Raw genomic sequence first — 24,141 nt, 5'->3', positions numbered from 1 at the left:
TTCATTTGAGTAATAATTAATTTTTCATACCATTTAATGTTTTATATCCATCAACTACTAAATCTAATTTACCTGTGTGGGGATCAATGACTAAACCATGTACAGGAACATCTTTTGGAATAAGTGGATGATTTCTTACTAAATCAACATTAGCTTGAGTTGAGTCGCAGACATCATCGAATCCAAATAACCAATTTTCAAGATCAACACCAGCATATTCAATTGCTGATAAAATTTCGGATGAAGCTACTCCACGATCTAATATTTTTTGAAGTGTTCCTTTTGGATTAGTTTGGCTTGCACCACATTTATGGTGTCCGATAAGAAAGATTTCATCTGCATTTAGATCATATACTGATGCTATAACACTTTGCATAACGCTATCGAAAGGAGAAGCAATTTTACCACCTGCATTTCTGATAACTTTTGCATCACCATCGTGTATATCTAAAGCTTTTGGAAGTAGCTCAATTAAACGAGCATCCATGCAAGAAACAACAACCATACGTTTTTTAGGCATTTTTGTCGCTTCAAAAGGAGCGTATTCCTTATTTTCTACAAATTGTTCATTGAACGATAGGATTTCTTGTAATAACATATTTGTAACCTCCTTTAAATCTAGATGTATTTTTTGTTGCGTCCTCTATGTTATAAGTGAATATAACTGATAAACAATGTGATGTAAGAGGATAAACTAAGTATAGTGAATTGTATCGATAAGCAGAATAAGCTGGCGAAACACTTTCTGGCTTTCTACTTTCACGGTGAAAGGATTGGTTTATATCATTGATCAAACAGATTTTGAGATACTGAAATTATTAGGAGAAAACTCAAGAATACAATGGAAAGAACTTGGTCAAAAAATACATATGACGGGACAGGCGGTAGGAAATCGAATTCGAAGGTTAGAGGATTTAGGGATTATTGAGCAATACACAATCGCAATAAACCGAATCAAATTAGGACAAGTAGTGACTGCGTTTGTTACTTTGTTCGTAACAACAGCTAACCATCAAGAGTTTATGAATTTCTTTCAAGGAGAAGAAGGGATTTCTGAAGTACATCGTATAAGTGGTGACGGATGTTATTTATTAAAAACACATTTTGCTTCCAATGAAGAATTGGATAACTTTCTAGGACGACTATTAAAGTATGGGAATTACCGTGTTAACCTATCAATAGGGAAGTTAAAATAAACTTTATGTAAGTTTATGGTTCCTTTTGCTTGTGGCTAAGACATGTTTCCAAAAATAAAAGGAGTATCTCTTATTAAATAAGAGATACTCCTTTTATTTGTTTTTAATAATTATTGATTATTTTACATCTGATTTTTCTTTTTTCATTATTTGCCTTTGACTAGTGAAGGGGAATTTTTTAACATCAAAACCCCTGCGCTGTATGCAACAGGGGGTTCTATTATTACTTATTTGAGGGCATGATCCTATTTCATTTTACAGCTAATTCATGTTTCGAATATAAAAAGTAGACTCATAAGAAAAATCCTGTAGTTCAGTACAGGATTTTTAATCAAACTAATTAAAAACTAAATTGTGGTTTAACATTACCTTTATAAGGTTCATGTTCAACGAATATAGTTATGTCTTTACCAGATTGGTCTTTACCAGTTCTTTTATACGTAAATTTCTTATTGTTCAGTTCAGTAAGTTCAAGAGCCGCACCATATTTATTATTTCCAATTGATACATGAGCTCTTATTTTATTTTCGTGTACAACATCGAAGTAACCATAGTCACCGCGGCTTTGACCTGTTTCGCTATTGAAGAACTCGTATTTATTAGACTTGTCATCAAATTTTGCTAGACTTATAAAATTAGAATTAAACTGTGTTACATCATTACCAGCTTCATCTAATACCTTTGTTCCATGCCAAAGGGTGCCGCCTAAAATTTTATCTCCATCACCATTTTTAACAATATCGCCTGTAGTAGTGTTCAGTTGCTTGTCCGGATCAGTGAAAGAAAGTTCTTTTTCTTTATATGGAACATGTTCAACGAAAACTTCTACATCTTTACCGTTAGCGTCTTTCCCCATTCGTTTATAAGTAAATACATTTTTATTTAGTTTTGTCATGTCAACAACAGCTTGATACTTCATTGATTCTGAAATTAATATTCTCTTCTTCCCATCATTTGTGACAAAGAAAGTTCCTTTATCGCCACGACTTGCACCTGTCTTAGCATCAAAGAATTCATATCTGCCGGACTTCGCATCATATTTTGCAAGGCCAATGAAGTTTGCATTCTCTTTTGTTAAGTCATTCTTATCTTTGTCATATACTCTTGTACCTTGCCAATTAGTATCGCTAAGAATGTTAGCCATTTTTTGGCCTTTCGTTAACTTGTGTTCCTTTTTCGTCTCTTTAGCAGCTTGTTCTTGTTTTTGTTTACCATGATTTTCTTCGGCTTTAGTACCAGCACACCCTGTTAATGCTAATGTGAATCCGAGCAGTATTGATGATAGTGCTTTCGTTTTTTTGTTCATTTTTTATCGTCTCCTCATTGTATGATTTTCATGTTATTCACATGGTTTTAAGTAGTGCGGTTTGTGATTATAGTAGTAGTTCATCCTTCTGAATCTTTGTTATATGAAAAGATTTAGGTTGAATCAATGAACTTAGTTGCTACGTTTATTATGTTAATCTCAGAGTATAAACTCCCTCTAAATAAAACATTAAAAAAAGATAAACTAATTCCTAAAAAATTTTCATATTTATAAAAAAGCAATCGCTAGCTTGCAGCAGGGATCTTTCGAATATTTACCAAAGTTGTTTCTGATGCCTACGAGTAATCAAAAAAATACATTGTAAAGAAGAAGGAAAGCCGTTAACAATAATGTAATTCCTAATAGAGTTAATCGATTGTAGTGCAAAATTTTTGAGCTGAACTGTATGGGAAATGAAGATTTTATAGAAGTCGCTTCATATAGGAAGGGGATGTCCATGTTTGATTCAACAGATTTTAAAATTATACAGTTACTACAAGAAAACGCTAGAATGAACTGGAGGGAAATTGGAGAGATAGTACATTTGACTGGCCAAGCCGTTGGAAAACGAATTAACAAATTAGAAGAGGCAGGTGTCATTCAAAAATATACGATAGATATCGACAGAGCTAAGCTGGAAGGATCCATTATGACGTTTGTTACGCTATTTTTGCATGCACCACATTATCATAATCAAATTCAAAGTTTTTTCGAAAAAACAGACGTAATCACTGAAATGTATCGTATAAGTGGCGATGGGTGTTATATCATGATTCTTCACACATCTTCGCATCAGCAATTAGAAGAGACGCTTGCAGATGTTTTACATTATGGTGATTATCGTATAAATACTGTCATTAAGACAATGGAAAAAAAGAAAGAATAAGATATTTATCCTTTCTTTTTTCATATGGAACTGTAATTCTTTATTTGTTTTTATTTATAAAACAGCTTGCTGACATGACTTTTGCGTAAATATCACCAAACTCTAATGCGCTCATGAACGATTGATGAGCGTGTACTGCTGGGATTAGATTTCCTTGGAATTCTAAATCTTTTGTTGTACAAGCATCTTCAATTACAATACATTGAAATCCTAAATCACTGGCAGCCCGTACTGTTGCATCAATACATACATGAGTCATCATACCGCAAATGACTAGTTGGTCTATTTTCTCTTCTTTTAATGTTTGTAATAAATTTGTTCTTAAAAAACTGTTAGGGTGGTGTTTTTGTATGACTCTTTCATTAGCGATCGGTTGTACATCATCATGAATTTGAGCACCTACTGTCTCGGGGAGGAAGAAGGTAGCTCCTTCATTGTTCGCAATATGTTGTACATGAATAATTGTTTTATGTTTTTCACGAAACACTCTCAATACTTCTTTCGCTTTTTGGATGGCTTTTTCAGGTAGATGTAATTCCATATTGCCGCCTTTAAAGTAATCATTTTGTATGTCGACTAATAGTAATGCTTCGTTCATCGTTATTCCCCCATACTTAGTGATTCAGCACGTTATTTGTACTGTACCGTTATTATATAAATTGTAGCTATGCTGAAGTAATAACATTATGAAACGATTTTGAGGTATATAGTTTCAGTGTGAAAAAAGTGAAAGTTGGTATAAGTACAAATGGATTTTGTGGAATTCACGGTAAAGTTATAGGTAGAGTGGCATTATAAGGTAAAAACCATAACTTTGCTGGAGGAGCAGGTTATGTTTTTTTATGCGGAAATGCGATTTTAAGTTTTTGCTGAAGGTGTTTTTCTAGGATATGCTGTGAGTGATTGGAGTGAGGTAGTGTCGGATATTGTCGACCAATCGATATATTGGAAAAATCGTTGATATATTGTGAGTTGTGATAGATATATTGGAAAAATCGTTGATATATTGTGAGTTATGATAGATATATTGGAAAAATCGTTGATATATTGTGAGTTATGATAGATATATTGAAAAAATCGTTGATATATTTGTAAAGGGGTGTTTGAGGTGATTGTGAAAGAAAGAAAAATGCCGATTTATATAAGGCAGTTAGAAGCACTTCTTAGAAGGTTACCTGTACATCATCCGAAACGAAATTTAATTGGAGAAAACTTGGCAAAACACATGGCGGGATATAAAGGGGAGCAATCGATTGATTATCCACTTAGTTTTATTTCTGAGAAAGAGTATAGTATTTTACATGATATTCGTTTATCTAATTATGATAAATACTTTCAAATTGATACTATTATCCTTTCCACAAAGTTTCTTCTTTTTCTTGAGATAAAAAATATAGCAGGTACATTAATATTTGATACAAAGTTTAATCAACTTATCCGAATAACAGAAGGAAATTCAGAGGGATTTCCAGATCCGGTTTTACAAATAAAAAGGCAAGAAATACAAATAAAGAGATGGTTAAGCTTACATGGATTTTCTTCTAGTCTTCCAATTGAGTCCCTTGTTGTTATTAGCTCGCCTCGTACCATTATAAAATCTTCAGATGACAATCTTCTTCATACAATTATTCATAGTGCAAATTTACCTCATAAAATAAAGTGGTTTGAAAGTAAATATAAAAGAAAAGTTATAGATAATGTAGATAGGCTCATTCATCAAATAATAACGGAGCATTCTCCACTTCAACAAAATATACTTGAGCAATATAAAATAGAAAAAGAGGAGTTGTTAAAGGGAGTACAATGTGAGAAATGCTTAGTTATTCCAATGGTTAAAGTGAAGAAGGGTTGGTGTTGTACAAGTTGTAAAGATTTTTCAAAAGTGGCACATGAGGATGCTATACGAGATTATGCATTGCTCATTAGTACGACATGTACAAACGGTAATTTGAAAGAGTTTCTCCATGTTTCGTCGGGTATGGTTGTAAACAGAATTCTCCACACACTAAATCTTCCCTACACTGGCAACAACAAAGGACGAATATATGATTTAACTTCTTTCCAATCGTAATTTTGCTATAATAAATACGTACGTATACGAAGGGGAGTTTAAAGAGAAAATGAAGTCATTTAATATCGATCATCTTATAGCTAGTGTTTTGCAATGGATATTAAATATAGCGCTAATTATATTATCCATTGTCTTATCTATCTTTTTAATTAATGAGACAATCACATTTATTCAATACATCTTTTCAACAAAGAAATATACATCGTATAAATTGGTTGAAAGTATCATCGTATATTTCTTATACTTCGAGTTTATTGCATTAATTATTAAGTATTTTAAATCGAACTATCATTTCCCGTTACGTTATTTTATTTATATCGGAATTACGGCATTAATTCGGTTAATTATTGTATCTCATGAGGAACCGATGGAGACGTTATTATATGCGGGATCCATTCTTGTTTTAGTCATTGCTTTATACATATCGAATATGAGAGATTTGAGAAAAGAGTAGTAGTGCAGACATAAGTTTGCACTACTTTTTTCACCTTGACCTTCAAGTTACTTGAAAGTTTACAATGAAATTAGGGCGTTTGAAATTGAAAAAAATTGAGAAATTAAGTGAAGAGGTTTCTTTTACTTGGAGGTTATAGAAATGAGTCAGGAATTGAAGTTACGTCCATTAGAACGAGAAGATTTAAAGTTTGTACACGAACTGAATAATAACGCGCATATTATGTCGTATTGGTTTGAAGAACCTTATGAGGCCTTTGTAGAATTGCAGGACTTGTATGATAAACATATACACGATCAAAGTGAACGCCGATTTATCGTTGAGAAAGATAATGAAATGGTTGGATTGGTTGAGTTAGTGGAGATTGATTATATTCACCGAAGAACAGAATTCCAAATTATTATTGATCCAAATTATCAGGGGCATGGTTACGCAGCAGAAGCGACGCGTTTAGCGATGGGTTATGCCTTTGCTGTCTTAAATATGCATAAGATATATTTAGTTGTCGATAAAGAAAACGAAAAGGCTGTGCATGTTTATAAAAAGGTTGGATTTATGGTAGAAGGTGAGCTTCTCGACGAGTTTTTCGTTGATGGTAACTATCATAATGCGATAAGAATGTGTATGTTTCAGAAGCAATATTTTGAAAGTAAGTAGTTGAATGATTTGGAAGTAATGTTGACGCTTCGCAAAACCGTATGCTAAAATCCCTTTTAAGTATTAAGGAAGGTGTAGAACATGCTTTATATAAAATTTGTAAAACTCATTAGAAAACTTTGCTCCGCACAAATGTATACGGTGAAGCGTTGTACGGAGCCTAATCAAGGGGCATAAATTCCCTATATTCATCGGCTGAATAACTTTTCTAAAAAAGTATAGTTTATCTATGCTTATTTGGTTACGGTTTGTAAGTCGATGTATAAAATAGATTAAGGGCCATAGACAATGCTTTGTCTATGGCCCTTTGTGTATATTATTCCAATGAGCTTTTACTATAAATTGGAGTAGTATAGGAAAAACCACGAAGCAGAGGGCTAGTGTCGAATGACGCTATCTCTCTGTTTTTTTAAATTTCAGGAAAAGAGGAATACGAATGAGTTTACTTAAAGTTGAAAGTTTATCACATAGTTTTATAGATAAAGCCTTATATGAAAATGCTTCTTTTAGTTTGCATAAAGGAGAACATATGGGAATTGTTGGACAGAATGGTGCAGGAAAAAGCACGTTAATGAAAATATTGATTGGAGAAATCATTCCTGATAAAGGAGATATAAAGTGGCAACCTAATATTCAAATTGGACATCTGGATCAATACGCAGAAATTGATGGGGGCTATACCATTTCACAATATGTAAAGAAAGCTTTTTATGATTTGTATGAAATGGAAGATAGAATGAACAAGTTATATGAAGAAAGTGCTAGGACTGGAGATGAGAATCAACTATTAAAAGCGGCAGAGATTCAAGAACAGCTTGAGGCTCGTGATTTTTATTCGGTAGACAGTATAACGAATAAGGTGGCAGCTGGTTTAGGTATTGATGCTATCGGGATGGATCGTATTATTGGTGAATTAAGCGGAGGACAACGTGCAAAGGTAATTTTAGCGAAGCTTTTATTAGAAGAGCCGACTATTTTATTACTAGATGAACCGACGAATTTTCTTGATAAGGAGCATGTGGAGTGGCTTGCTAATTATTTAATGAATTTTGAAGGGGCGTTTATTGTAGTGTCACATGATTTTGATTTTCTGGAAAAGGTGACTTCTTGCATATGTGATGTAGAGTTTGGAACAGTTAAGAAGTATTACGGAAAATACTCAGATTTTGTAAGACAAAAGGAGCATTTGCGAAAAGATTATATTCGCCAATACCATGCACAACAGAAGAAAATTGAAAAAACGGAAGAGTATATTCGTAGAAATATTGCTGGAGTGAATTCAAAAATAGCACAAGGACGTAGAAAGCAGTTGCAACGTATGGAAAGAATTGTGCCACCAAGTTTTACCCATAAACCGTCTATTCATTTTCGGGAACTTCCTATTTCAGTTCAAACAGTTCTTGAGGTAAATAATCTCGAAGTTGGTTATGACTTTGCTCTCTTACCAAAATTGAATTTTTCAGTAATGGGTGGGAAAAAACTTGTTATTATAGGATTCAATGGAGTAGGGAAATCTACTTTATTAAAAACAATTGTTGGCACTATTGCTAGTATTGCTGGAGAATTTCACTTCTCAGAGCAAATAAAGATTGGATATTATGAGCAAGATTTAAATTGGAGCAATGATTCTTTAACTCCGCTTCAAATTATTTCGGAACAGTTTCCTACATTGAATATGAAGGAAATACGTCATCATTTAGCTGCGTGTGGTGTGAAAGATACTCATGTCTCGCAAGAAATTCGTACGTTAAGTGGTGGTGAACAATCGAAGGTGAAACTGTGTGGATTATTACTATCACCTTGTAACTTCTTAATTTTAGATGAGCCGACAAATCATTTAGATGCAGAAGCGAAGGAAGCTTTGCAAAAGGCGCTAATACAGTTTAAGGGCAGCATTATACTCGTATCTCATGAAGCGAGTTTTTATCTTGATTGGGCGGATAGTATTTTCAATATAGAGACGGGATTAGTTAAGGGGGTGTGAAATATATGAATGAAAATAATTGGAGAATGAACATTATATTATTTTTAACCGCTCAAACTATTTCGTTGTTCGGTTCATCTCTCGTGCAATACGCGATTATATGGTATATCACCCTTACAACATCATCAGGGGCGATGTTGACCATTTCAACTGTTTGCGGTTTTCTACCACAAATTGCGATATCTTTATTTGCTGGTGTGTGGATTGATCGTTATGACCGTAAAAAGATGATTATGTTATCGGATGGAATTATAGCGATTGCTACGTTAATTTTGGCAATTTTATTTTTAACAGGATATAAAAGTATTTGGATGCTGTTTATAGTATTACTCATTCGCTCAGCTGGTACAGGTGTACAAACGCCGGCTGTGAATGCGTTAATTCCACAAATTGTTCCGAAAGATTATCTTATGAAAGTAAATGGGATAAATAGTAGTATTACATCTTTAATTATGTTTCTTTCACCGGCGGTAAGTGCCGTAATTCTTTCTGTTACTAGCATTGAAACGACATTTTTTATTGATGTTATTACAGCTATAATCGGAATTAGTATTATGTTTATCATTCAAGTGGAAGGACATGCGAATGTAGGGGTTAAGCAAAAATCTAATCTACAAGGTATAAAAGAAGGGTTTGCTTATTTAAAAGAAAATGTATGTATGAAAAGGCTACTCGTTTTATTAATCATTATTATGATTTTAATAAGTCCAGCCGCCTTTTTAACACCTTTAATGGTGACTCGTTCCTTCGGGGCGGAAATGTGGAGACTTACTGCTAGTGAGATGACCTTTAGTGCTGGTGCAGCAGCTGGTGGCGTACTGATTGCAGCATGGGGTGGTTTCCGTAATCGTATGCATACAACAGCGTTGGCCTGTGCGTTATATGGTCTGCTTATGGTAGGACTAGGAATTGCACCGGTATTTATTATGTATTTAGTCTTTAATTTTTTAATTGGTATAACAATGCCATGTTTTAATACGCCAGTTACTGTGTTATTGCAGGAGAAAGTAGATCCAGTTATGCATGGCAGAATGTTTAGCCTCGTACAGATTGCAAATTCATGTGCTTTACCTTTAGGGATGATTATATTTGGTCCTTTGGCTGATGTGTTTAGTGTAGAGGTTTTGTTAATTTATGCTGGGATATTCGTACTATTTTGCGCAATGTATGTTGTATTAAGCAGGAAGTTTGAAGTGTAAATATTTATTGTCTATAAAAGGTTTGTGAGGCAATTTAAGATGCTTCATAAACCTTTTATTTCCATTCTATTCAATAATAATTTATTGTAAAACGATAAAATATTATTGACTAATGATTTTGTTTTGGATAATATGATGTTAATTAAGAAGAATTATATGAATAGAGGAGAATGTAAAATGAAAAATAAATACGTAGTAGCTATTTCTTTCATGATCTTAGCGATTATTTCTTTAACTATACATGCTTCAAACAGTAAAGTTGGAGCGGATGGATTTCTTGAAGAACCTTTCTTTTTCCTAGTACCGGTAAGTTATGTATTGTTCTTTAGTGGTATTGGTGTATTACTATTTGGATGTATTACTTCAAAGCTGAGAAAAAGTAATAGATAAAGTGAAGCTTAATTAGTGATGGATTCCCCAATCCGGACAAAATACTCACTATGAAATAGAAACATACCATATGGAAGAAAAATAATAAGTGAGCTGAATAATGATGAATCATTATTTTTATAATGGTAGACAAGTAGGTGCGGCTATAACCCTAGCCGGGGCACAGGGGACAATTCATGCTGTGAATCAAGTGATTCAAATGCAGCAACAAGCATATTTTGCACAAATGATGCAAGGACAGTATATGCAATACTCACAATTTCCAATGCAAAGTGTGCATTATGATGTGTATCCAGCGGGTTTACTTTCCATTCCATATGGCGGGACTTACTTCTTATGAAAGAAAGCGACTCAATAGAGTCGCTTTTTTATATTCCACCGAGCTTCATTCCAAGGAATGCGAAGAGGATACCGATTATGTAAGTAGTACTTACATATAAAAGGGATGTGTAAATTTTTTTGCGATTGAGAAGCTGAATGGATTCTAATTTAAACGTCGAAAACGTTGTGAATGCGCCCATAAATCCAGTTCCTAATAATAATTGCCAGCCTGTAGTGACTCCGTTGCCAATTATATATCCGAGTAAAAATGCTCCTGTTATATTAATAAGGAATGTAGCAATTGGAAAGGATGTTTTATTTCTTTTTTTAAACCAATTGCTAATTGCAAATCGTGTAATCGCACCGAAAAAACCTCCAGTTGCCACTAATAAAGCTTCCATCATAAGTGATCACCTTCCGTAACTGATTTCTTAATTAAGAAATCACCTAGTGTATAGCCAAGTCCAGACATAATGAGACCGCCAAGTATGCTACATGATACATATAAGAAAGCCATGCTCCATTCAGAATGATTAATTAATTGCATGGTTTCTACACTAAATGTTGAAAACGTCGTAAAAGAACCGATGAATCCAGTACCGATGCCTGTGATAACCTCCGAAGGTAAGATGTTTAGCCGTGCAACATATGTAGTCAGCCATGCTAATAAGAAGCAGCCGATTAAGTTAATGAGTAATGTAGCTAATGGAAATGAATGATGCCAAAATTCATGAATAGTAAGACCTAAATAATAACGAGAAAGGGCTCCTAATATACCAGCTATACCGACGATAATATAAATCAAATTCCTCACCTCTTTAAATAGCTTGCTCAAAAAAATAGACTCCTACCAGTAGTTATACTGGTAGGAGTCATTAGCTAAGCAGCGGTTATGGCGAACTCCATCGCCTATAATTATTACATATAGTGTACTAAAGATTGCGTTTGATTTCCAGTGAAGAAGTTGGTGTATTTTGTAGTTCTCTAATCGTTTAAGATAGGGAATCATTACTTATAAACTAAATATAGTGATATAAGGTTTTCAGTGTGATAAAATGTTTCGTATATCTGTCATTTTTTATTTGACTGAAAATAAAGAAAAGTAAAATCGTATGTTTTAGAAAAGGAGTCGTTTGTTTGAAAAAGTTATTAAAAATAGTACTTATATGTATTTTAGTAGGTGTGGGAGTTGTAGGTGGGTTTTTAGCGTATATGACACTTACAAAAGAACAGCCAGCTGATGTTATAAGCTTGAAGGTGGAAAACAATAAGGAGCGCGTAATTGCGCAGGGAAATGAATTTAAAGTTACAACGTTTAATATTGGATATGCTGGACTAGATAAGGATCAAGACTTCTTTATGGATGGGGGAAAAGGGTCTGGTTCAAGTAGTAAAGAACAAACGGAAACGAATTTAAAGAATATGCTTTCGTTTTTACAAAATGAGAATAGTGATTTTACGCTATTACAAGAAGTAGATATAAAATCAATGAGATCATTTGATATAAATGGGCATGAATTTTTGAAAAAAGGACTGCCTGATTATGCTTCTTCGTTCGGAAAGAACTATGATACAAAATGGGTTCCGGTGCCAATCACAAGTCCAATGGGATATGCTGATGCTGGACTAAGTACGTTTTCTAAATATACAGTTCAAACAGCGAAGAGGTTCCAATTACCAGGAATGGAGCCGTGGCCAAAGCGTTTATTTGATTTAGACCGAGCGATTGTTGAACATAAAATTCCTGTTAATAATGGAAAATTTGTTAGACTCGTAAATTTACATTTGTCTGCTTATGATGAAGGCGGAAAAATTAGAAAGCAACAAGTGGAGTATTTAAAAGAATATATGAACAAACATTATAAAAATGGTGATTACGTAATAATGGGCGGGGACTGGAATCAATTAATTTCTAACGTTCAGTTAAGTGATCCGAAGTTCGTGAAGGAGCGTCCTGAGTGGTTAGTAGAGTTACCGAAGGACTTTACCGATGGTGGCTTTAAGTGGGCTGTAGATCCGTCTGTTATGACTGTGAGAGATGATGTAAAGAAATACGTGGAAGGTGAAAACTTTGTCACGATTATTGATGGCTTTATCGTTTCACCGAATGTTGAAATTGTAAATGTACAAGGGAAAGATTTGAAGTTTGAAAATAGCGATCATAACCCAGTGAGTGCGGTATTCAAGCTGAAGTAATCGATACGTATGAGAAGGTGGGGCTTCATATATGGAGTGGTTAAAGAGAACTTGTTTTTCTAACCTTGAGAAAGAATCACAGAAAAATCATTTATTGCTGTTTATCACGATTTGCAGTTTCTTCCTCGGGGTACTCGCAATTGGGTATTACGGATATATTTTTACAGAGAGAGCAGTAGCATTTTGGATGTGTGGTATTTCTATCGTAGTATTTGGAACGCTACTTACTTTTATAGAAAGTATGGAAGCAATGTATAAATACATCATGACATGTATGCTACTTATTATGTCTTTCATTATGGTACAAGCATTTAATGAAAGCCCAGCTGTATTTCAAATGGTCTATTTTACATTAGCAGTTTCACTTATTTATTTGAGTGAACGTCTTATTTTAATTCTTGGTGGGGTAGCAGTTGTTGTTACATTTATACTTTGTAGTTATTGGCCAAATCAATTTTTTGCTTATACAGCATCATCTGAAGCTGCAAATTTTGCAAGCTTGTTAGCGATTGTAACGATCGCAATGTGGGGTGTCACAAAGATTGGTTCTAATCTTTTGGCTCGTTTAAGTGATGAGAAGCAAGCAGTGATGAAGAAAGCTCAGGAGTTAGAAGAAACGCAAAGGCTTATTGAGGAAACTGTTGTGAAGTTAGATAGTAATTTCAATCATTTAAGACAGAATATGAACACTTCGATGGAGTCGATGAGTGAAATTAATTTTGCTTTTGAAGAAGTGGCAGTTGGTACTCAATCACAATCAGAGATGATGTCACGTTCAGTAGAAGTATTGAATGATATGGAGGGAAATATTGACCAAATCATCTCTCAAGTAAGAAATGCTTCGATGCGTGTTGATAAAAGTTTGGAAATCTCAAAGGGTAGTGTAAACACTTTAAGAAATTTTGAAGCTAACATGAGAAGTTTAAATGATGTTGTTTCACAATCAGGAACGATATTTAGAGAATTGATGAAACAATCGAAACAAATTAATGAAATTGTAGATGTAATAACGAATATTTCAAGTCAAACGAGTTTGCTAGCTTTAAATGCAAATATTGAAGCTGCAAGGGCAGGAGAACATGGAAAAGGTTTTGCTATTGTAGCGAATGAAGTGTTAAAGCTTGCTGAAGAATCGAATCGTTCTGCGGGGAGAATTCAAGGAATTTTGAAGGAGTTTAGTAATCAAGCAAGTAAAGTAGAAGTGCAGGTAGAGAAGTCAGAAAGAGTACAAGAAGAGTGTAACGAAATGTTAGCAAGTGTTTTAACGAATGTAACGGATTTAGGGAAGTTTATTGATACGATTAATGATGTAATGAGAGAGATTGTTGGTCATCAAGAAAATTTCCAAGTTAAAACGACGAATATCGTTAAAGATGTGACACATGCTTCTAACGTAATTCAGCAAACTTCTGCAGCTACGGAAGAAGTGTTAGCAAGTATTGAAGAAGAGAAGAATCGAAATGATACGTCGGTGAAGACGCTACATACTGTTAGTGAGCAAGTGAAGTTGCTAGAAGATATTTTAGAAAAATAATATCGCTGAAAAAGAGCACAAATGATGTGCTCTTTTTCAGTTGAACGAATACTTGATAGGAATTTAATTGCTTTTCTATGAGTTTTCTGCCAAGCTTAAGGAGATAAAATTTAACTAATAGCTACTGATTATTAGTTAAATCTCGCGGATAGCGAGATAAAATACTTCAAAGAAAGAATTATATAGGTGACGCATATGATCGAAGTTAAGACTTCTGAACTTAGTGATGGAGAATTTAATAGAGGTGTATTTGCAACTCGTGATATTAAAAAGGGTGAGTTGATACATTCAGCACCAGTTATCTCTTATCCGAATGAACAGCATGAACATATTGAGAAAACGTTACTTGCTGACTACGCATTTGAGTATGGGGTAAATCATACGGCATTCCTTTTAGGATACGGCATGTTATTTAATCATTCATATAAGCCGAATGCAACGTATGATATCGTCTTCGAGAACCATACGTTTAACTTCTTTGCTTATAAGGATATAAAAGCTGGAGAAGAGATTTTAATCAATTATAATGGTGAAGTTGATGACGATGAACTATTATGGTTTGATAAGGAAAAAGAAGAGAACGAAAAGTAATATAAAGAGTATAGAAAGAGCGCATTCTGTGGGATGTGCTCTTTTTTTATATTGAAGAAAATAAAGTAAAGATTACAAAAAAATACCACTTTATTTTCGTGTGGTATAGTAAGATACTGAAGGATAGTGTTTTATAAAAGTTATATATTTTACAAATTGTTGTCTTTCTGATGACATGTCAAGTTTAGTAGTCCATTTGGGTTGCTTTATTATGCAATATATATTTTAATATGAGTGGCACCTCTTATAATTTAAGAGGTTTATAGGTGTCTCGAATTGATTTTGGGTACACTGTATCCACCACTTTAGTTTCATTTCATGTATGTGGGGATATTATGGGCCCGTATAGCGGGATAAAAAGAATATAGAAATAGAGGAATCGTAAAATGAATATGCAAGAGGTTTATAAATATTTAAGTACGGTATTGCCTGAAGGTCATGTTACACAAGATGAAATGTTAAAGAATCATACGCATATTAAAGTTGGCGGAAAAGCAGATGTGTTCGTTGCGCCTACGAATTATGATGAAATTCAAGAAGTTATTAAGTATGCTAACCAATATAATATTCCAGTTACGTTTTTAGGAAATGGATCAAATGTCATTATTAAAGATGGTGGGATTCGCGGAATTACGGTCAGTTTAATTCATATTACAGGTGTTACTGTAACAGGAACAACGATTGTAGCACAGTGCGGTGCAGCAATTATTGATGTATCACGTATTGCATTAGACCACAATTTAACAGGGCTTGAGTTTGCTTGTGGCATTCCAGGTTCAGTTGGCGGAGCATTATATATGAATGCTGGTGCCTACGGTGGTGAAGTATCGTTTGTATTAACAGAAGCTGTCGTAATGACAGGTGATGGAGAGTTACGCACTTTAACGAAAGAAGCATTTGAATTTGGATATCGTAAGAGTGTATTTGCGAACAATCATTACATTATTCTTGAAGCGAGATTTGAACTTGAAGAAGGTGTACATGAAGAGATTAAAGAAAAAATGGATGATTTAACGTATAAGCGTGAATCAAAACAACCTTTAGAATATCCGTCATGCGGTAGTGTATTTAAGCGCCCACCAAATAACTTTGCTGGTAAGTTGATTCAAGAATCAGGACTACAAGGAAAGCGAATTGGCGGAGTAGAAGTTTCATTAAAACATGCTGGATTTATGGTGAATGTTGATAATGGAACAGCACAAGACTACATCGATTTAATTCACTTCGTACAAAAGACAGTTGAAGAAAAATTCGGTGTGAAGTTAGAGAGAGAAGTAAGGATTATTGGAGAAGATCTACAATAATTTTTGAATTAAAAGCGTATAAAAGTATGAATTATTTTAAAATAACATTTGGGTATTGTTGACAATTTGTTTTCAATTCAATATAATGGCTAATAATTTAACAAATAACATACGTTGAAAGAGCCCAGTAGCAGTTTGTCACTGTTATCAAAGAGAGCTAGGGGTTGCTGGAACCTAGCACAAACAAACTTGTGAATTACACTCTGGAGTATCTTAGGTAACGCTAAGCGGAGTAGCAATCGATATTATTGCTAAGAGTGGTATGAATAGCTATGCTATTTATGCAAACTGGGTGGTAACACGGTGAATAATCGTCCCTATGTCATAGACATAGGGGCTTTTTTGTTTTAAAAAAATAAAGGGGATGACAAAAGATGAATATTATTGATGAATTAGAATGGCGCGGTGCTGTGAATCAACAGACGGATGAAGAAGGTTTACGTAAGTTAGTAGAAGAGAAAAAGATTTCACTATACTGCGGAGTAGATCCAACTGGTGATAGTATGCATATCGGACATTTGATTCCGTTTATGATGATGAAGAGATTCCAATTAGCTGGTCATCATCCGGTTATTTTAATTGGCGGGGCAACAGGAACAATTGGTGATCCAAGTGGACGTCAATCAGAGCGTCAACTGCAAACTTTAGAAGTAGTGCAGCATAATGTAGATGCGTTAACAGCGCAAATGAAAAAGCTATTTGATTTCGGTGGAAATAGCGAAGTGAAGATGGTAAATAACTACGACTGGACACATGAAATAAACATTATTGAGTTTTTACGTGATTACGGGAAAAACTTTAGCATCAATAGCATGTTAGCGAAGGATATTGTAGCAAGTCGTTTAGATACAGGCATTTCTTTTACAGAATTCACGTACCAAATCTTGCAAGCGATGGATTTCCATCATTTATACACGAAAGAAGATGTTCAACTGCAAATTGGTGGTAGTGACCAATGGGGAAATATTACGAGCGGGTTAGATTTAATTCGTAAGTTAGAAGGACATGAGGCGAAAGTATTTGGACTAACAATTCCGTTATTATTAAAATCAGACGGTACGAAATTTGGAAAATCAGCAAGTGGTGCGGTTTGGCTTGATGCTGAAAAAACAACGCCATTTGAATTTTACCAGTTCTGGGTGAATACAGATGATCGTGATGTAATTAAATACTTGAAATACTTTACATTCTTAGCGAAAGAGCGAATTGATGAATTGGCAACGAAGGTAGAAGCCGAGCCTCATAAACGTGAAGCGCAAAAAGTGTTAGGCGAAGAAATGACGAAATTCGTTCATGGAGAAGAGGCATTATTGCAAGCTGTGAAAATTACCTCGGCATTATTTAGCGGAGATATTAAATCGTTAACAGCTGATGAAATTGAACAAGGCTTTAAAGAGATGCCGACATTCCAGTCTTCCAAAGAGACGAAAAATATTGTAGAGTGGCTAGTTGATTTAGGGATTGAACCATCTAGACGTCAAGCTCGTGAAGACATTAATAACGGTGCGATTTCTATGAATGGTGAGAAAGTAACGGATGTAGGTACGGATGTTACTGTAGAAAATTCATTTGATGGAAGATTTATTATTATTCGTAAAGGGAAGAAGAACTACAGCTTAGTGAAATTGGGATAATAATTTTTGTGGAAGAGTGGAAGTAAGAAAGATGCTTTCACTCTTTTCATATACACAATTCCGACACAAAAAAGTCAGTATATTTAGATAATTAAAAAGGGTTATAGTATCTCTTTGCCGAATATAAGTAAGTAGAGAATATTACGGATAAAAATAGCCCGAACCATGCCGGGCATGATTCGGGCTTATATTCAGATTAGTAAGCTAAGCTGAATAGACCTTTAATGTGTGATAAGTAACGAACGTTACTTGCTTCTTTCATTAATGATGCTGGTAAGCCTTTAAGTGGAGTATTGCTTGCTCCAATTGTAGCAACAGCATCTTTACGTCCTAGACTAGCAAGTGTTCCAGAGTTTACAGGTGCGAACTCTTCGAATGCTTTGCCTTCTAGTGCTGCGTATAAGTTGTATCCAATTAACTCACCCATTTGCCAAGCGATTTGTGCAGTTGGTGGGTATGGACGTCCGTCTGGAGCGAAGACAACAGCGCTGTCTCCAGCAACGAATACGTCTTTATGAGAAGTAGATTGTAGGTATGCATCAACTGTTGCACGACCACGGTTTACTTCAAGACCTGATTCACCGATTAATGGGTTACCTTGTACGCCGCCTGTCCAAACGAATGTGTTAGCAACAAGTTTTTGACCGTCTTTTAAGTCGATTTCATTGCCAGCAACGTTTGTTACAGGAAGACCAGTTAAGAATGTAACACCGCGTGCTTCTAGGCTAGTAGTTGCACGTTCGATTAAGTGGTCTGGTAATACTGGAAGGATTTTTGGACCTGCTTCAACAAGAAGAAGTTTAACTTCTTTTGGATTTACGCCGTGGCTTTTTGCAAGTTTAGGCATAATGTCAGCAAGCTCACCAACTAGCTCAACGCCAGTTAATCCGCCACCACCGATTACGATTGTAGCATCCGCTTCGTTTTTCGTTTTCGCGTATTCACGAATACGGTCTTCAACGTGTTTGTAGATTTTGTTTGCATCAGCAGCAGATTTTAATACCATGCTGTTTTCTTCTAGTCCTGGAATACCGAAGTAAGCAGTTTTACTTCCTAAAGCAACTACAAGTGCATCGTAAGATAATGTAGTGCCACCAGCTAGTTTGATTTCTTTGCTATCAACTGAGAATGACTCAACTGTTGCGATTTTAAGATCGATATCTTTACCTTTGAAAAGCTTTGTAAGTGGCATTGCAATTGCTTGCTCAGCAACGTTACCAGCTGCAAGGCGATGTAGTTCAGTGATGATTTGGTGTGTTGGGTATTGGTTAATCACTGTAACTTGTGCTTCTGATTTGCTGTAAAATTTACGTACGTTTAAAGCGGCAAGAAGACCGCCATAACCAGCGCCTAAGATGACAATTTGTTTTGACATAGTATGATATCCCCCGTCTTTACTAATTGTTGTTATAAGTTAAATTATTTATTGTTACGTTCTGCACTAATTTGAAGATATGCGTTCACAAAGCGGAACATTTTTTGTGCTTGTGGGTCTTTTAGTAATTTTAATAGACCGAATAGGCCGATAACTTCGTTGCTTTCGTCAGCACGATCTTTCGCTTCGATTGCAGTTGCAGCCATGCTTTTCACTGTATCTTTTACAGGCTCTACAAGCTCTGTGATTGCACCAACAGTGTCGCTTTTTAATACTTCATCAGTAGCAACAGTTTGAGCGAAGTCATAAGACTTAGTTAAAATGTTAACAAGCTCAGTTAATTTTGGAAGCTGTTCTACTAGTGTTGTTAATGATTCTTGTACCTCAGGTTTTAACAACTGATCAAGTACATCAAGTTGTCCTTGGCTAGCAGAAATTTGTACAGTTTCTTGTTCTGGCTTTGTTTGAGTCATAGTTTCTGGCATCTCCAATTCTCCTTTACGATAGCAATACTCTTATTTTTTATAAGTAAGATAGTAACCGTTTACGAAACTTTATACAAAGTTTCACAAAACACAATAAAATGCCTTTAAATTTATGACAGCAACTAAGCTGCAAACATAAATCTAAAACCATAACGTCTTACTTATTATTTATGAACTGTCCGATATATGGCTTGTCCGCATAATGGAAAAGCTCCGTTACCGGAAAGTGTATATAATATATATCCTATATTATATACTATATACACCTATGTTAACATAAAAATGATTCCTAATTATTTGATATTGAGTGTATAACGTAGTGCTGACAAGGTATGAAAGCGTATAAAATATTTTGTTTCAGTTAGAAATGTACATATATATATAGAAAAAAAGGAAAAAACGAACAAATTCATGTTCGTTTTTTCCTTTTTCCTATTATTCACCTTCCGCAATTAGCATCGATGTGTTACCTTCTTTTTCAAGATGGCATTCGCCCCAAGAACAAAGAGAATCAAGAATCGATTCTAAAGACCAACCGTAATCAGTAAGAGAATATTCTACTTTTGGTGGGACTTGATTGTATACTTTTCTTTGAATAACGCCGTCGTCTTCTAATTCACGTAATTGCTGCGTTAACATTTTTTGTGTAATACCAGGCATTGAGCGTTTTAGTTCACTCGTTCTCTTTGTACCTTTCGTTAAGTGACAAAGAATAACAACTTTCCATTTGCCGCCGATAACTTCTAAAGTCGCCTCTACAGGAATATTGTATTTCTTCATATGAAACCCTCCTTTTGTGAGCGAAGTAAGTTAAATAATATAAATGTTACTTTTTAGTACCTATAGCACTTTAAAGTACGTACTTTTTATTATGTTAAATATGTTTCATAATAGCACATGTAAGAGGCAAATGAGTAGTACGGTACTGAAAAGTGACTATGTTACTTTTTGGTGCCTATCGTACTTTAAAGTGCGTTCTTCAAAAAAAGGATGAAACCATTCATAATAGCATTTGTAAGTATGAAATATATGTTTTAGAAGATAGAAGGGCCCTTTTATCATACTATTATGATTGGATTTCTTGTAATAAGGAGGAATTCAATTGAGTTCATATACAGTACCATCTTCGGAAGTTCAGACGAATCGAAGAAGTATGTTTGCTTTATTAGCACTAGCAATTAGTGCGTTTGGGATTGGTACGACCGAGTTTATTAGTGTCGGTTTACTACCATCTATTTCAAAAGATTTAAATGTCTCGGTTACAACAGCTGGTTTAACGGTTTCCTTATATGCGTTAGGAGCGGCAGTAGGAGCTCCTGTTTTAACAGCGTTAACGGCTAGTATGTCGCGAAAGACATTATTAATGTGGATTATGGTTGTTTTCATTATTGGTAATGGCATTGCGGCGGTAGCAACAAGCTTCACTGTATTAATTATCGCAAGGATTGTAGCTGCATTTGCACACGGTGTGTTTATGTCGATAGGATCTACAATTGCGGCTGCAATCGTACCAGAGAATAAACGTGCTAGCGCAATTGCGATTATGTTTACTGGATTAACAGTCGCGACTATTACTGGTGTGCCAATTGGAACATTTATCGGTCAAGAGTTTGGCTGGAGAGTGTCATTTATGGCGATCGTTGTAATTGGAATTATTGCTTTCATCGCAAATAGTATACTCGTCCCATCTAATTTAAAAAATGGTGTACCTGTATCGTTTCGTGATCAATTTAAACTAATTAAAAATGGAAGACTGTTACTTGTTTTCATTATTACTGCACTTGGATACGGCGGTACATTCGTAACATTTACGTATTTATCACCGTTATTACAAGAAGTAACAGGATTTGAAGCAAGTACCGTTACCATCATTTTATTAGTGTATGGAATCGCCATTGCGATAGGGAATATGGTCGGCGGAAAATTATCGAATCATAATCCAATTCGAGCGCTATTCTACATGTTCCTTATTCAAGCGATTATATTATTTGTTTTAACATTTACAGCGCCGTTTAAAGTAGCTGGATTAATCACAATTATTTTCATGGGACTATTTGCGTTTATGAATGTTCCGGGGCTACAAGTATATGTAGTTATATTGGCAGAGCGCTTTGTTCCAAGTGCGGTTGATGTTGCTTCAGCAATTAATATTGCCGCATTTAACGGAGGAATCGCTTTAGGTTCTTATATAGGTGGCCTTGTAACGAATTCGTTAGGGTTAATCCATACTGCTTGGGTAGGCGGCCTTATGGTAGTAGGTGCTGTTATTTTAACAGCATGGAGTATGACATTAGAAAAAAGAGATCAAGTAAAATAAAGTGAAACTTTAATCAGTGGGGGTGTTCTTCCACCAATGATTATTAGTTGAACCAATCGGGCGTTTACGGGCAGTTTATCTCCCACCTAACGTCTTTGCTTCAGCCGAATTTTGAAGTGGGAATTTTACTGCCCGTTAATGCGGGATAAAAGGAGAGAAAATAAAATGAAAAACTTACAAAGTAAAACAGTATTAAATAATGGTGTAGAAATGCCTTGGTTCGGTTTAGGTGTATTTAAAGTAGAAGAAGGACCAGAACTTGTAGAAGCAATTAAATCAGCGATTAAAGCAGGATACCGTAGCATCGATACAGCTGCAATTTACGGAAATGAAAAAGCTGTAGGTGAAGGAATCCGTGCAGGTATTGAAGCGACTGGTATTTCAAGAGAAGAATTATTTATCACTTCAAAAGTATGGAACGCAGATCAAGGATATGACGAAACAATTGCTGCATATGAAGAGAGCTTAAAAAAATTAGAACTAGATTATTTAGATTTATACCTTGTTCACTGGCCTGTAGAAGGAAAATATAAAGATACATGGAAAGCGCTAGAAACACTTTATAAAGAAGAGCGTGTACGTGCAATTGGCGTAAGTAACTTCCAAATTCATCACTTACAAGATGTAATGAAAGATGCAGAAATTAAGCCAATGATTAACCAAGTAGAATATCACCCTCGTTTAACACAAAAAGAATTACAAGCTTTCTGTAAAGAACAAGGTATTCAAATGGAAGCATGGTCACCACTTATGCAAGGTCAATTATTAGATAACGAAACATTACAAGAAATTGCTGATAAACACGGTAAAACAACAGCGCAAGTTATCTTACGTTGGGACTTACAAAATGGAGTTATTACAATTCCAAAATCAACGAAAGAACACCGTATTATTGCAAATGCTGATGTATTTAACTTTGAATTAACAAAAGAAGATATGGAAAAAATCGATGCATTAAACCAAAATCACCGCGTTGGTCCAGATCCTGATAACTTCGATTTCTAAGATTAAAGTAGAGAAAAAGAGTGCAAATTATTTGCACTCTTTTTGTTGTGTTTATGTATAAAAAAAAATTCTAACTAAATACTACTTATTAGTAAATTTGTTATTTCATAAGGGGTTGTAAAACATGAATATAAAGCAATCGTTCAAACTTTTAGCTGTTTTTTTAAGTGTTTTATTTGTATTATTCCCACTTCAAAAAGCATTTGCAGAAGTTATGGACCATACAAAGTATGAAATGGATTGGAGTTATAGTAAGTCAAAGAAAAGACCAATCCGAACAGAGCTTATTAAAACGGCAGATGGAAAAATTGCATTTTGCTTAAATGTAGATTTGAAATCTCCAAGTGGTCAAGATTTACCGGAAATGGGAAAAGTGGATATTAACGTGTACCGTGTACTATTAAATGGATATCCACAAAAGAGTCCGCAAGAATTAGGCGTTTCCGATTGGAGAGAAGCACATTACGCAACACAGCTTGCAGTATGGAATGCATTAAAACAAATCGATATTAACGATTTAGATTTCCGTAATAAAAACGTAGAGAAAGTAACGAAAGACATAGTTGCAAAGGCAAATGCGAGTGAAGAGTTACAAGAAATTACGATGAGTGTAACTCCTACAGAAGAACAAGAAGCAGTATTAAAAAATGATTTCTTTGAAACAGGTTTATATACAGTAGAAACGAATGCAAAAAGCGGAACGTATAAAGTGCAAGCAACAGGTGCACCAGCTGGTGTGAAATTTGTAAATGAAAAAGGCGAAGCAAGAAATGAATTTAATGTAGGAGAAAAGTTCCGCATTTTAATTCCAAAACAAACACCAGCAGGTGGATTTAGCTTTAAAGTATCAGGAAATTTAACGAAATTACAAGGGATTGCGCATAAAGGAACACCGACGATTCAAAATGCGGTTGTATTATTAGAACGTAGTGAAGAGAAAACAAGTCCGGAATTAGCGGTGAGTTGGAAAAAGTCTGAAGGACCACAGAAACCGAATAAACCGTATACTCCAAACGAACCACATAAACCAAATCAAATTAAAAGATAGTATAAAAAGCATTGGCATTTGCCGATGCTTTTTATATACATGGATTAGAAGGAATGGAAAATACGAAAGCATTGACAGAACAATTTAATGGTATGTTATTTGAGTATGGTATACATGACGTATTCTTTAAAATTACGAAACAAGGTTTCGAAAGAACAGAAGGTATACAAGAGGTAAAAGCTTAAAAA

26 protein-coding genes, 1 riboswitch and 1 other annotated feature are annotated in these 24,141 nt (G+C 34.8%); of the genes, 18 read left to right on the top strand and 8 right to left on the bottom strand.

Features of this window, described 5'->3' with window-relative positions:
- Nucleotides 1–16: 16 nt before the first annotated feature.
- Entirely contained in the window at nucleotides 17–598 is a 582-nt protein-coding gene (locus MHB70_RS23965; RefSeq protein ID WP_000926486.1) for a beta-class carbonic anhydrase, read from the bottom strand.
- A 166-nt stretch (nucleotides 599–764) separates the two neighbouring features.
- Between MHB70_RS23965 and MHB70_RS23960 the strand changes: the two genes are divergently transcribed.
- A complete protein-coding gene (locus tag MHB70_RS23960; protein WP_002039967.1) occupies nucleotides 765–1,196 on the top strand; it encodes an Lrp/AsnC family transcriptional regulator in 432 nt (143 codons plus the stop codon).
- Nucleotides 1,197–1,536: 340 nt separating this feature from the next.
- On the opposite strand, the gene MHB70_RS23955 is transcribed toward MHB70_RS23960, so the two are convergent.
- Nucleotides 1,537–2,502: a DUF4822 domain-containing protein gene (locus MHB70_RS23955; protein WP_061530588.1), complete on the bottom strand. Its 966-nt coding sequence runs from the start codon at nucleotides 2,500–2,502 to the stop codon at nucleotides 1,537–1,539.
- 451 nt (nucleotides 2,503–2,953) lie between these two features.
- On the opposite strand from MHB70_RS23955, the gene MHB70_RS23950 reads away from it, so the two are divergent.
- The gene (locus MHB70_RS23950; protein ID WP_033657330.1) at nucleotides 2,954–3,388 is read left to right on the top strand and encodes an Lrp/AsnC family transcriptional regulator; all 435 of its coding nucleotides are present in this window, start codon (nucleotides 2,954–2,956) and stop codon (nucleotides 3,386–3,388) included.
- 40 nt (nucleotides 3,389–3,428) lie between these two features.
- Here the strand turns inward: MHB70_RS23950 and MHB70_RS23945 are convergent, their stop codons facing one another.
- Nucleotides 3,429–3,986, bottom strand: coding sequence for a cysteine hydrolase family protein (locus MHB70_RS23945; RefSeq protein ID WP_001001101.1), 558 nt, complete (start codon nucleotides 3,984–3,986; stop codon nucleotides 3,429–3,431).
- A 516-nt stretch (nucleotides 3,987–4,502) separates the two neighbouring features.
- Here MHB70_RS23945 and MHB70_RS23940 point away from each other — a divergent pair.
- The 7 genes from MHB70_RS23940 to MHB70_RS23910 all read left to right on the top strand — a co-directional run bounded on the left by MHB70_RS23940 (nucleotide 4,503) and on the right by MHB70_RS23910 (nucleotide 10,483).
- Nucleotides 4,503–5,459, top strand: a complete 957-nt coding sequence (locus MHB70_RS23940) for a nuclease-related domain-containing protein (protein WP_002104392.1) — start codon at nucleotides 4,503–4,505, stop codon at nucleotides 5,457–5,459.
- A gap of 49 nt (nucleotides 5,460–5,508) precedes the next feature.
- A complete protein-coding gene (psiE, locus tag MHB70_RS23935; RefSeq protein ID WP_000834705.1) occupies nucleotides 5,509–5,913 on the top strand; it encodes a phosphate-starvation-inducible protein PsiE in 405 nt (134 codons plus the stop codon).
- Between the two features lie 141 nt (nucleotides 5,914–6,054).
- Nucleotides 6,055–6,570 carry a spermidine N1-acetyltransferase gene (gene speG / locus MHB70_RS23930; RefSeq protein WP_000076822.1) on the top strand — a complete coding sequence of 172 codons (516 nt, stop codon included), beginning with the start codon at nucleotides 6,055–6,057 and terminating at the stop codon, nucleotides 6,568–6,570.
- 436 nt (nucleotides 6,571–7,006) lie between these two features.
- Nucleotides 7,007–8,554 (top strand): ABC-F family ATP-binding cassette domain-containing protein, encoded by a 1,548-nt coding sequence (locus MHB70_RS23925; protein WP_061530587.1) that lies wholly within the window; start codon nucleotides 7,007–7,009, stop codon nucleotides 8,552–8,554.
- Nucleotides 8,555–8,559: 5 nt separating this feature from the next.
- Complete coding sequence (locus MHB70_RS23920; protein ID WP_053446240.1) at nucleotides 8,560–9,753, top strand: MFS transporter; 1,194 nt, start codon at nucleotides 8,560–8,562, stop codon at nucleotides 9,751–9,753.
- A gap of 177 nt (nucleotides 9,754–9,930) precedes the next feature.
- The gene (locus tag MHB70_RS23915; RefSeq protein WP_000792613.1) at nucleotides 9,931–10,143 is read left to right on the top strand and encodes a DUF3955 domain-containing protein; all 213 of its coding nucleotides are present in this window, start codon (nucleotides 9,931–9,933) and stop codon (nucleotides 10,141–10,143) included.
- 100 nt (nucleotides 10,144–10,243) lie between these two features.
- Complete coding sequence (locus tag MHB70_RS23910) at nucleotides 10,244–10,483, top strand: DUF3947 family protein (RefSeq protein WP_000980960.1); 240 nt, start codon at nucleotides 10,244–10,246, stop codon at nucleotides 10,481–10,483.
- Between the two features lie 28 nt (nucleotides 10,484–10,511).
- Here the strand turns inward: MHB70_RS23910 and crcB (MHB70_RS23905) are convergent, their stop codons facing one another.
- Nucleotides 10,512–10,868, bottom strand: coding sequence for a fluoride efflux transporter CrcB (gene crcB, locus MHB70_RS23905; protein WP_000969609.1), 357 nt, complete (start codon nucleotides 10,866–10,868; stop codon nucleotides 10,512–10,514).
- Complete coding sequence (crcB, locus tag MHB70_RS23900) at nucleotides 10,865–11,269, bottom strand: fluoride efflux transporter CrcB (RefSeq protein WP_016107221.1); 405 nt, start codon at nucleotides 11,267–11,269, stop codon at nucleotides 10,865–10,867. The genes crcB (MHB70_RS23905) and crcB (MHB70_RS23900) overlap by 4 nt, the downstream gene beginning before the upstream one ends.
- Nucleotides 11,270–11,323: 54 nt before the next feature.
- A riboswitch (Fluoride riboswitch) is annotated at nucleotides 11,324–11,383 on the bottom strand.
- Between the two features lie 218 nt (nucleotides 11,384–11,601).
- Here crcB (MHB70_RS23900) and MHB70_RS23895 point away from each other — a divergent pair.
- The 5 genes from MHB70_RS23895 to tyrS all read left to right on the top strand — a co-directional run bounded on the left by MHB70_RS23895 (nucleotide 11,602) and on the right by tyrS (nucleotide 17,723).
- Nucleotides 11,602–12,660, top strand: coding sequence for an endonuclease/exonuclease/phosphatase family protein (locus MHB70_RS23895; protein ID WP_061530586.1), 1,059 nt, complete (start codon nucleotides 11,602–11,604; stop codon nucleotides 12,658–12,660).
- 31 nt (nucleotides 12,661–12,691) lie between these two features.
- On the top strand, nucleotides 12,692–14,194 hold the full coding sequence (locus MHB70_RS23890; RefSeq protein WP_000455098.1) for a DUF4077 domain-containing protein: 1,503 nt from the start codon (nucleotides 12,692–12,694) through the stop codon (nucleotides 14,192–14,194).
- 195 nt (nucleotides 14,195–14,389) lie between these two features.
- Nucleotides 14,390–14,785, top strand: a complete 396-nt coding sequence (locus MHB70_RS23885) for an SET domain-containing protein (RefSeq protein WP_000573656.1) — start codon at nucleotides 14,390–14,392, stop codon at nucleotides 14,783–14,785.
- Between the two features lie 386 nt (nucleotides 14,786–15,171).
- Entirely contained in the window at nucleotides 15,172–16,089 is a 918-nt protein-coding gene (gene murB, locus MHB70_RS23880; RefSeq protein WP_001057110.1) for a UDP-N-acetylmuramate dehydrogenase, read from the top strand.
- A 105-nt stretch (nucleotides 16,090–16,194) separates the two neighbouring features.
- Nucleotides 16,195–16,411: a binding site (T-box leader), on the top strand.
- A 52-nt stretch (nucleotides 16,412–16,463) separates the two neighbouring features.
- Complete coding sequence (gene tyrS, locus MHB70_RS23875; protein ID WP_001021114.1) at nucleotides 16,464–17,723, top strand: tyrosine--tRNA ligase; 1,260 nt, start codon at nucleotides 16,464–16,466, stop codon at nucleotides 17,721–17,723.
- 196 nt (nucleotides 17,724–17,919) lie between these two features.
- Here tyrS and MHB70_RS23870 read toward each other — a convergent pair whose 3' ends face one another.
- From MHB70_RS23870 to MHB70_RS23860, 3 genes are all read right to left on the bottom strand, one after another.
- A complete protein-coding gene (locus MHB70_RS23870) occupies nucleotides 17,920–19,098 on the bottom strand; it encodes an NAD(P)/FAD-dependent oxidoreductase (RefSeq protein WP_000043190.1) in 1,179 nt (392 codons plus the stop codon).
- A gap of 44 nt (nucleotides 19,099–19,142) precedes the next feature.
- Nucleotides 19,143–19,583: a DUF1641 domain-containing protein gene (locus MHB70_RS23865; protein ID WP_001115309.1), complete on the bottom strand. Its 441-nt coding sequence runs from the start codon at nucleotides 19,581–19,583 to the stop codon at nucleotides 19,143–19,145.
- 435 nt (nucleotides 19,584–20,018) lie between these two features.
- The gene (locus MHB70_RS23860; protein WP_000760481.1) at nucleotides 20,019–20,363 is read right to left on the bottom strand and encodes a winged helix-turn-helix transcriptional regulator; all 345 of its coding nucleotides are present in this window, start codon (nucleotides 20,361–20,363) and stop codon (nucleotides 20,019–20,021) included.
- A gap of 373 nt (nucleotides 20,364–20,736) precedes the next feature.
- Between MHB70_RS23860 and MHB70_RS23855 the strand changes: the two genes are divergently transcribed.
- The 4 genes from MHB70_RS23855 (at nucleotide 20,737) to MHB70_RS23840 (ending at nucleotide 24,138) form a co-directional block, all read left to right on the top strand.
- Nucleotides 20,737–21,900 (top strand): MFS transporter, encoded by a 1,164-nt coding sequence (locus MHB70_RS23855; RefSeq protein ID WP_002049375.1) that lies wholly within the window; start codon nucleotides 20,737–20,739, stop codon nucleotides 21,898–21,900.
- A gap of 165 nt (nucleotides 21,901–22,065) precedes the next feature.
- On the top strand, nucleotides 22,066–22,905 hold the full coding sequence (locus MHB70_RS23850) for an aldo/keto reductase (RefSeq protein ID WP_000793554.1): 840 nt from the start codon (nucleotides 22,066–22,068) through the stop codon (nucleotides 22,903–22,905).
- Between the two features lie 124 nt (nucleotides 22,906–23,029).
- Nucleotides 23,030–23,953 carry a thioester domain-containing protein gene (locus MHB70_RS23845; protein ID WP_061530585.1) on the top strand — a complete coding sequence of 308 codons (924 nt, stop codon included), beginning with the start codon at nucleotides 23,030–23,032 and terminating at the stop codon, nucleotides 23,951–23,953.
- Between the two features lie 53 nt (nucleotides 23,954–24,006).
- On the top strand, nucleotides 24,007–24,138 hold the full coding sequence (locus MHB70_RS23840; protein ID WP_002093070.1) for a hypothetical protein: 132 nt from the start codon (nucleotides 24,007–24,009) through the stop codon (nucleotides 24,136–24,138).
- Nucleotides 24,139–24,141 lie beyond the last annotated feature (3 nt).

The sequence above is a fragment of the Bacillus sp. FSL M7-1020 genome, from assembly GCF_038050415.1.
In the GTDB taxonomy this organism is placed as follows: domain Bacteria; phylum Bacillota; class Bacilli; order Bacillales; family Bacillaceae_G; genus Bacillus_A; species Bacillus_A toyonensis.
Note: the sequence above shows the minus strand (reverse complement) of the source record. Positions and strands in the feature narration are given on the sequence as shown.

Coding starts and splice junctions, on each gene's coding strand:
- MHB70_RS23885 (WP_000573656.1), top strand. CDS start 14,390: ATGATCGAAGTTAAGACTTCTGAACTTAGTGATGGAGAATTTAATAGA.
- MHB70_RS23910 (WP_000980960.1), top strand. CDS start 10,244: ATGATGAATCATTATTTTTATAATGGTAGACAAGTAGGTGCGGCTATA.
- MHB70_RS23865 (WP_001115309.1), bottom strand. CDS start 19,583: ATGCCAGAAACTATGACTCAAACAAAGCCAGAACAAGAAACTGTACAA.
- murB (WP_001057110.1), top strand. CDS start 15,172: ATGAATATGCAAGAGGTTTATAAATATTTAAGTACGGTATTGCCTGAA.
- MHB70_RS23925 (WP_061530587.1), top strand. CDS start 7,007: ATGAGTTTACTTAAAGTTGAAAGTTTATCACATAGTTTTATAGATAAA.
- tyrS (WP_001021114.1), top strand. CDS start 16,464: ATGAATATTATTGATGAATTAGAATGGCGCGGTGCTGTGAATCAACAG.
- MHB70_RS23955 (WP_061530588.1), bottom strand. CDS start 2,502: ATGAACAAAAAAACGAAAGCACTATCATCAATACTGCTCGGATTCACA.
- MHB70_RS23915 (WP_000792613.1), top strand. CDS start 9,931: ATGAAAAATAAATACGTAGTAGCTATTTCTTTCATGATCTTAGCGATT.
- crcB (WP_000969609.1), bottom strand. CDS start 10,868: ATGATGGAAGCTTTATTAGTGGCAACTGGAGGTTTTTTCGGTGCGATT.
- MHB70_RS23850 (WP_000793554.1), top strand. CDS start 22,066: ATGAAAAACTTACAAAGTAAAACAGTATTAAATAATGGTGTAGAAATG.
- speG (WP_000076822.1), top strand. CDS start 6,055: ATGAGTCAGGAATTGAAGTTACGTCCATTAGAACGAGAAGATTTAAAG.
- MHB70_RS23945 (WP_001001101.1), bottom strand. CDS start 3,986: ATGAACGAAGCATTACTATTAGTCGACATACAAAATGATTACTTTAAA.
- MHB70_RS23860 (WP_000760481.1), bottom strand. CDS start 20,363: ATGAAGAAATACAATATTCCTGTAGAGGCGACTTTAGAAGTTATCGGC.
- MHB70_RS23840 (WP_002093070.1), top strand. CDS start 24,007: ATGGAAAATACGAAAGCATTGACAGAACAATTTAATGGTATGTTATTT.
- MHB70_RS23870 (WP_000043190.1), bottom strand. CDS start 19,098: ATGTCAAAACAAATTGTCATCTTAGGCGCTGGTTATGGCGGTCTTCTT.
- MHB70_RS23890 (WP_000455098.1), top strand. CDS start 12,692: ATGGAGTGGTTAAAGAGAACTTGTTTTTCTAACCTTGAGAAAGAATCA.
- psiE (WP_000834705.1), top strand. CDS start 5,509: ATGAAGTCATTTAATATCGATCATCTTATAGCTAGTGTTTTGCAATGG.
- MHB70_RS23920 (WP_053446240.1), top strand. CDS start 8,560: ATGAATGAAAATAATTGGAGAATGAACATTATATTATTTTTAACCGCT.
- MHB70_RS23855 (WP_002049375.1), top strand. CDS start 20,737: ATGTTTGCTTTATTAGCACTAGCAATTAGTGCGTTTGGGATTGGTACG.
- MHB70_RS23950 (WP_033657330.1), top strand. CDS start 2,954: ATGTCCATGTTTGATTCAACAGATTTTAAAATTATACAGTTACTACAA.
- MHB70_RS23965 (WP_000926486.1), bottom strand. CDS start 598: ATGTTATTACAAGAAATCCTATCGTTCAATGAACAATTTGTAGAAAAT.
- MHB70_RS23845 (WP_061530585.1), top strand. CDS start 23,030: ATGAATATAAAGCAATCGTTCAAACTTTTAGCTGTTTTTTTAAGTGTT.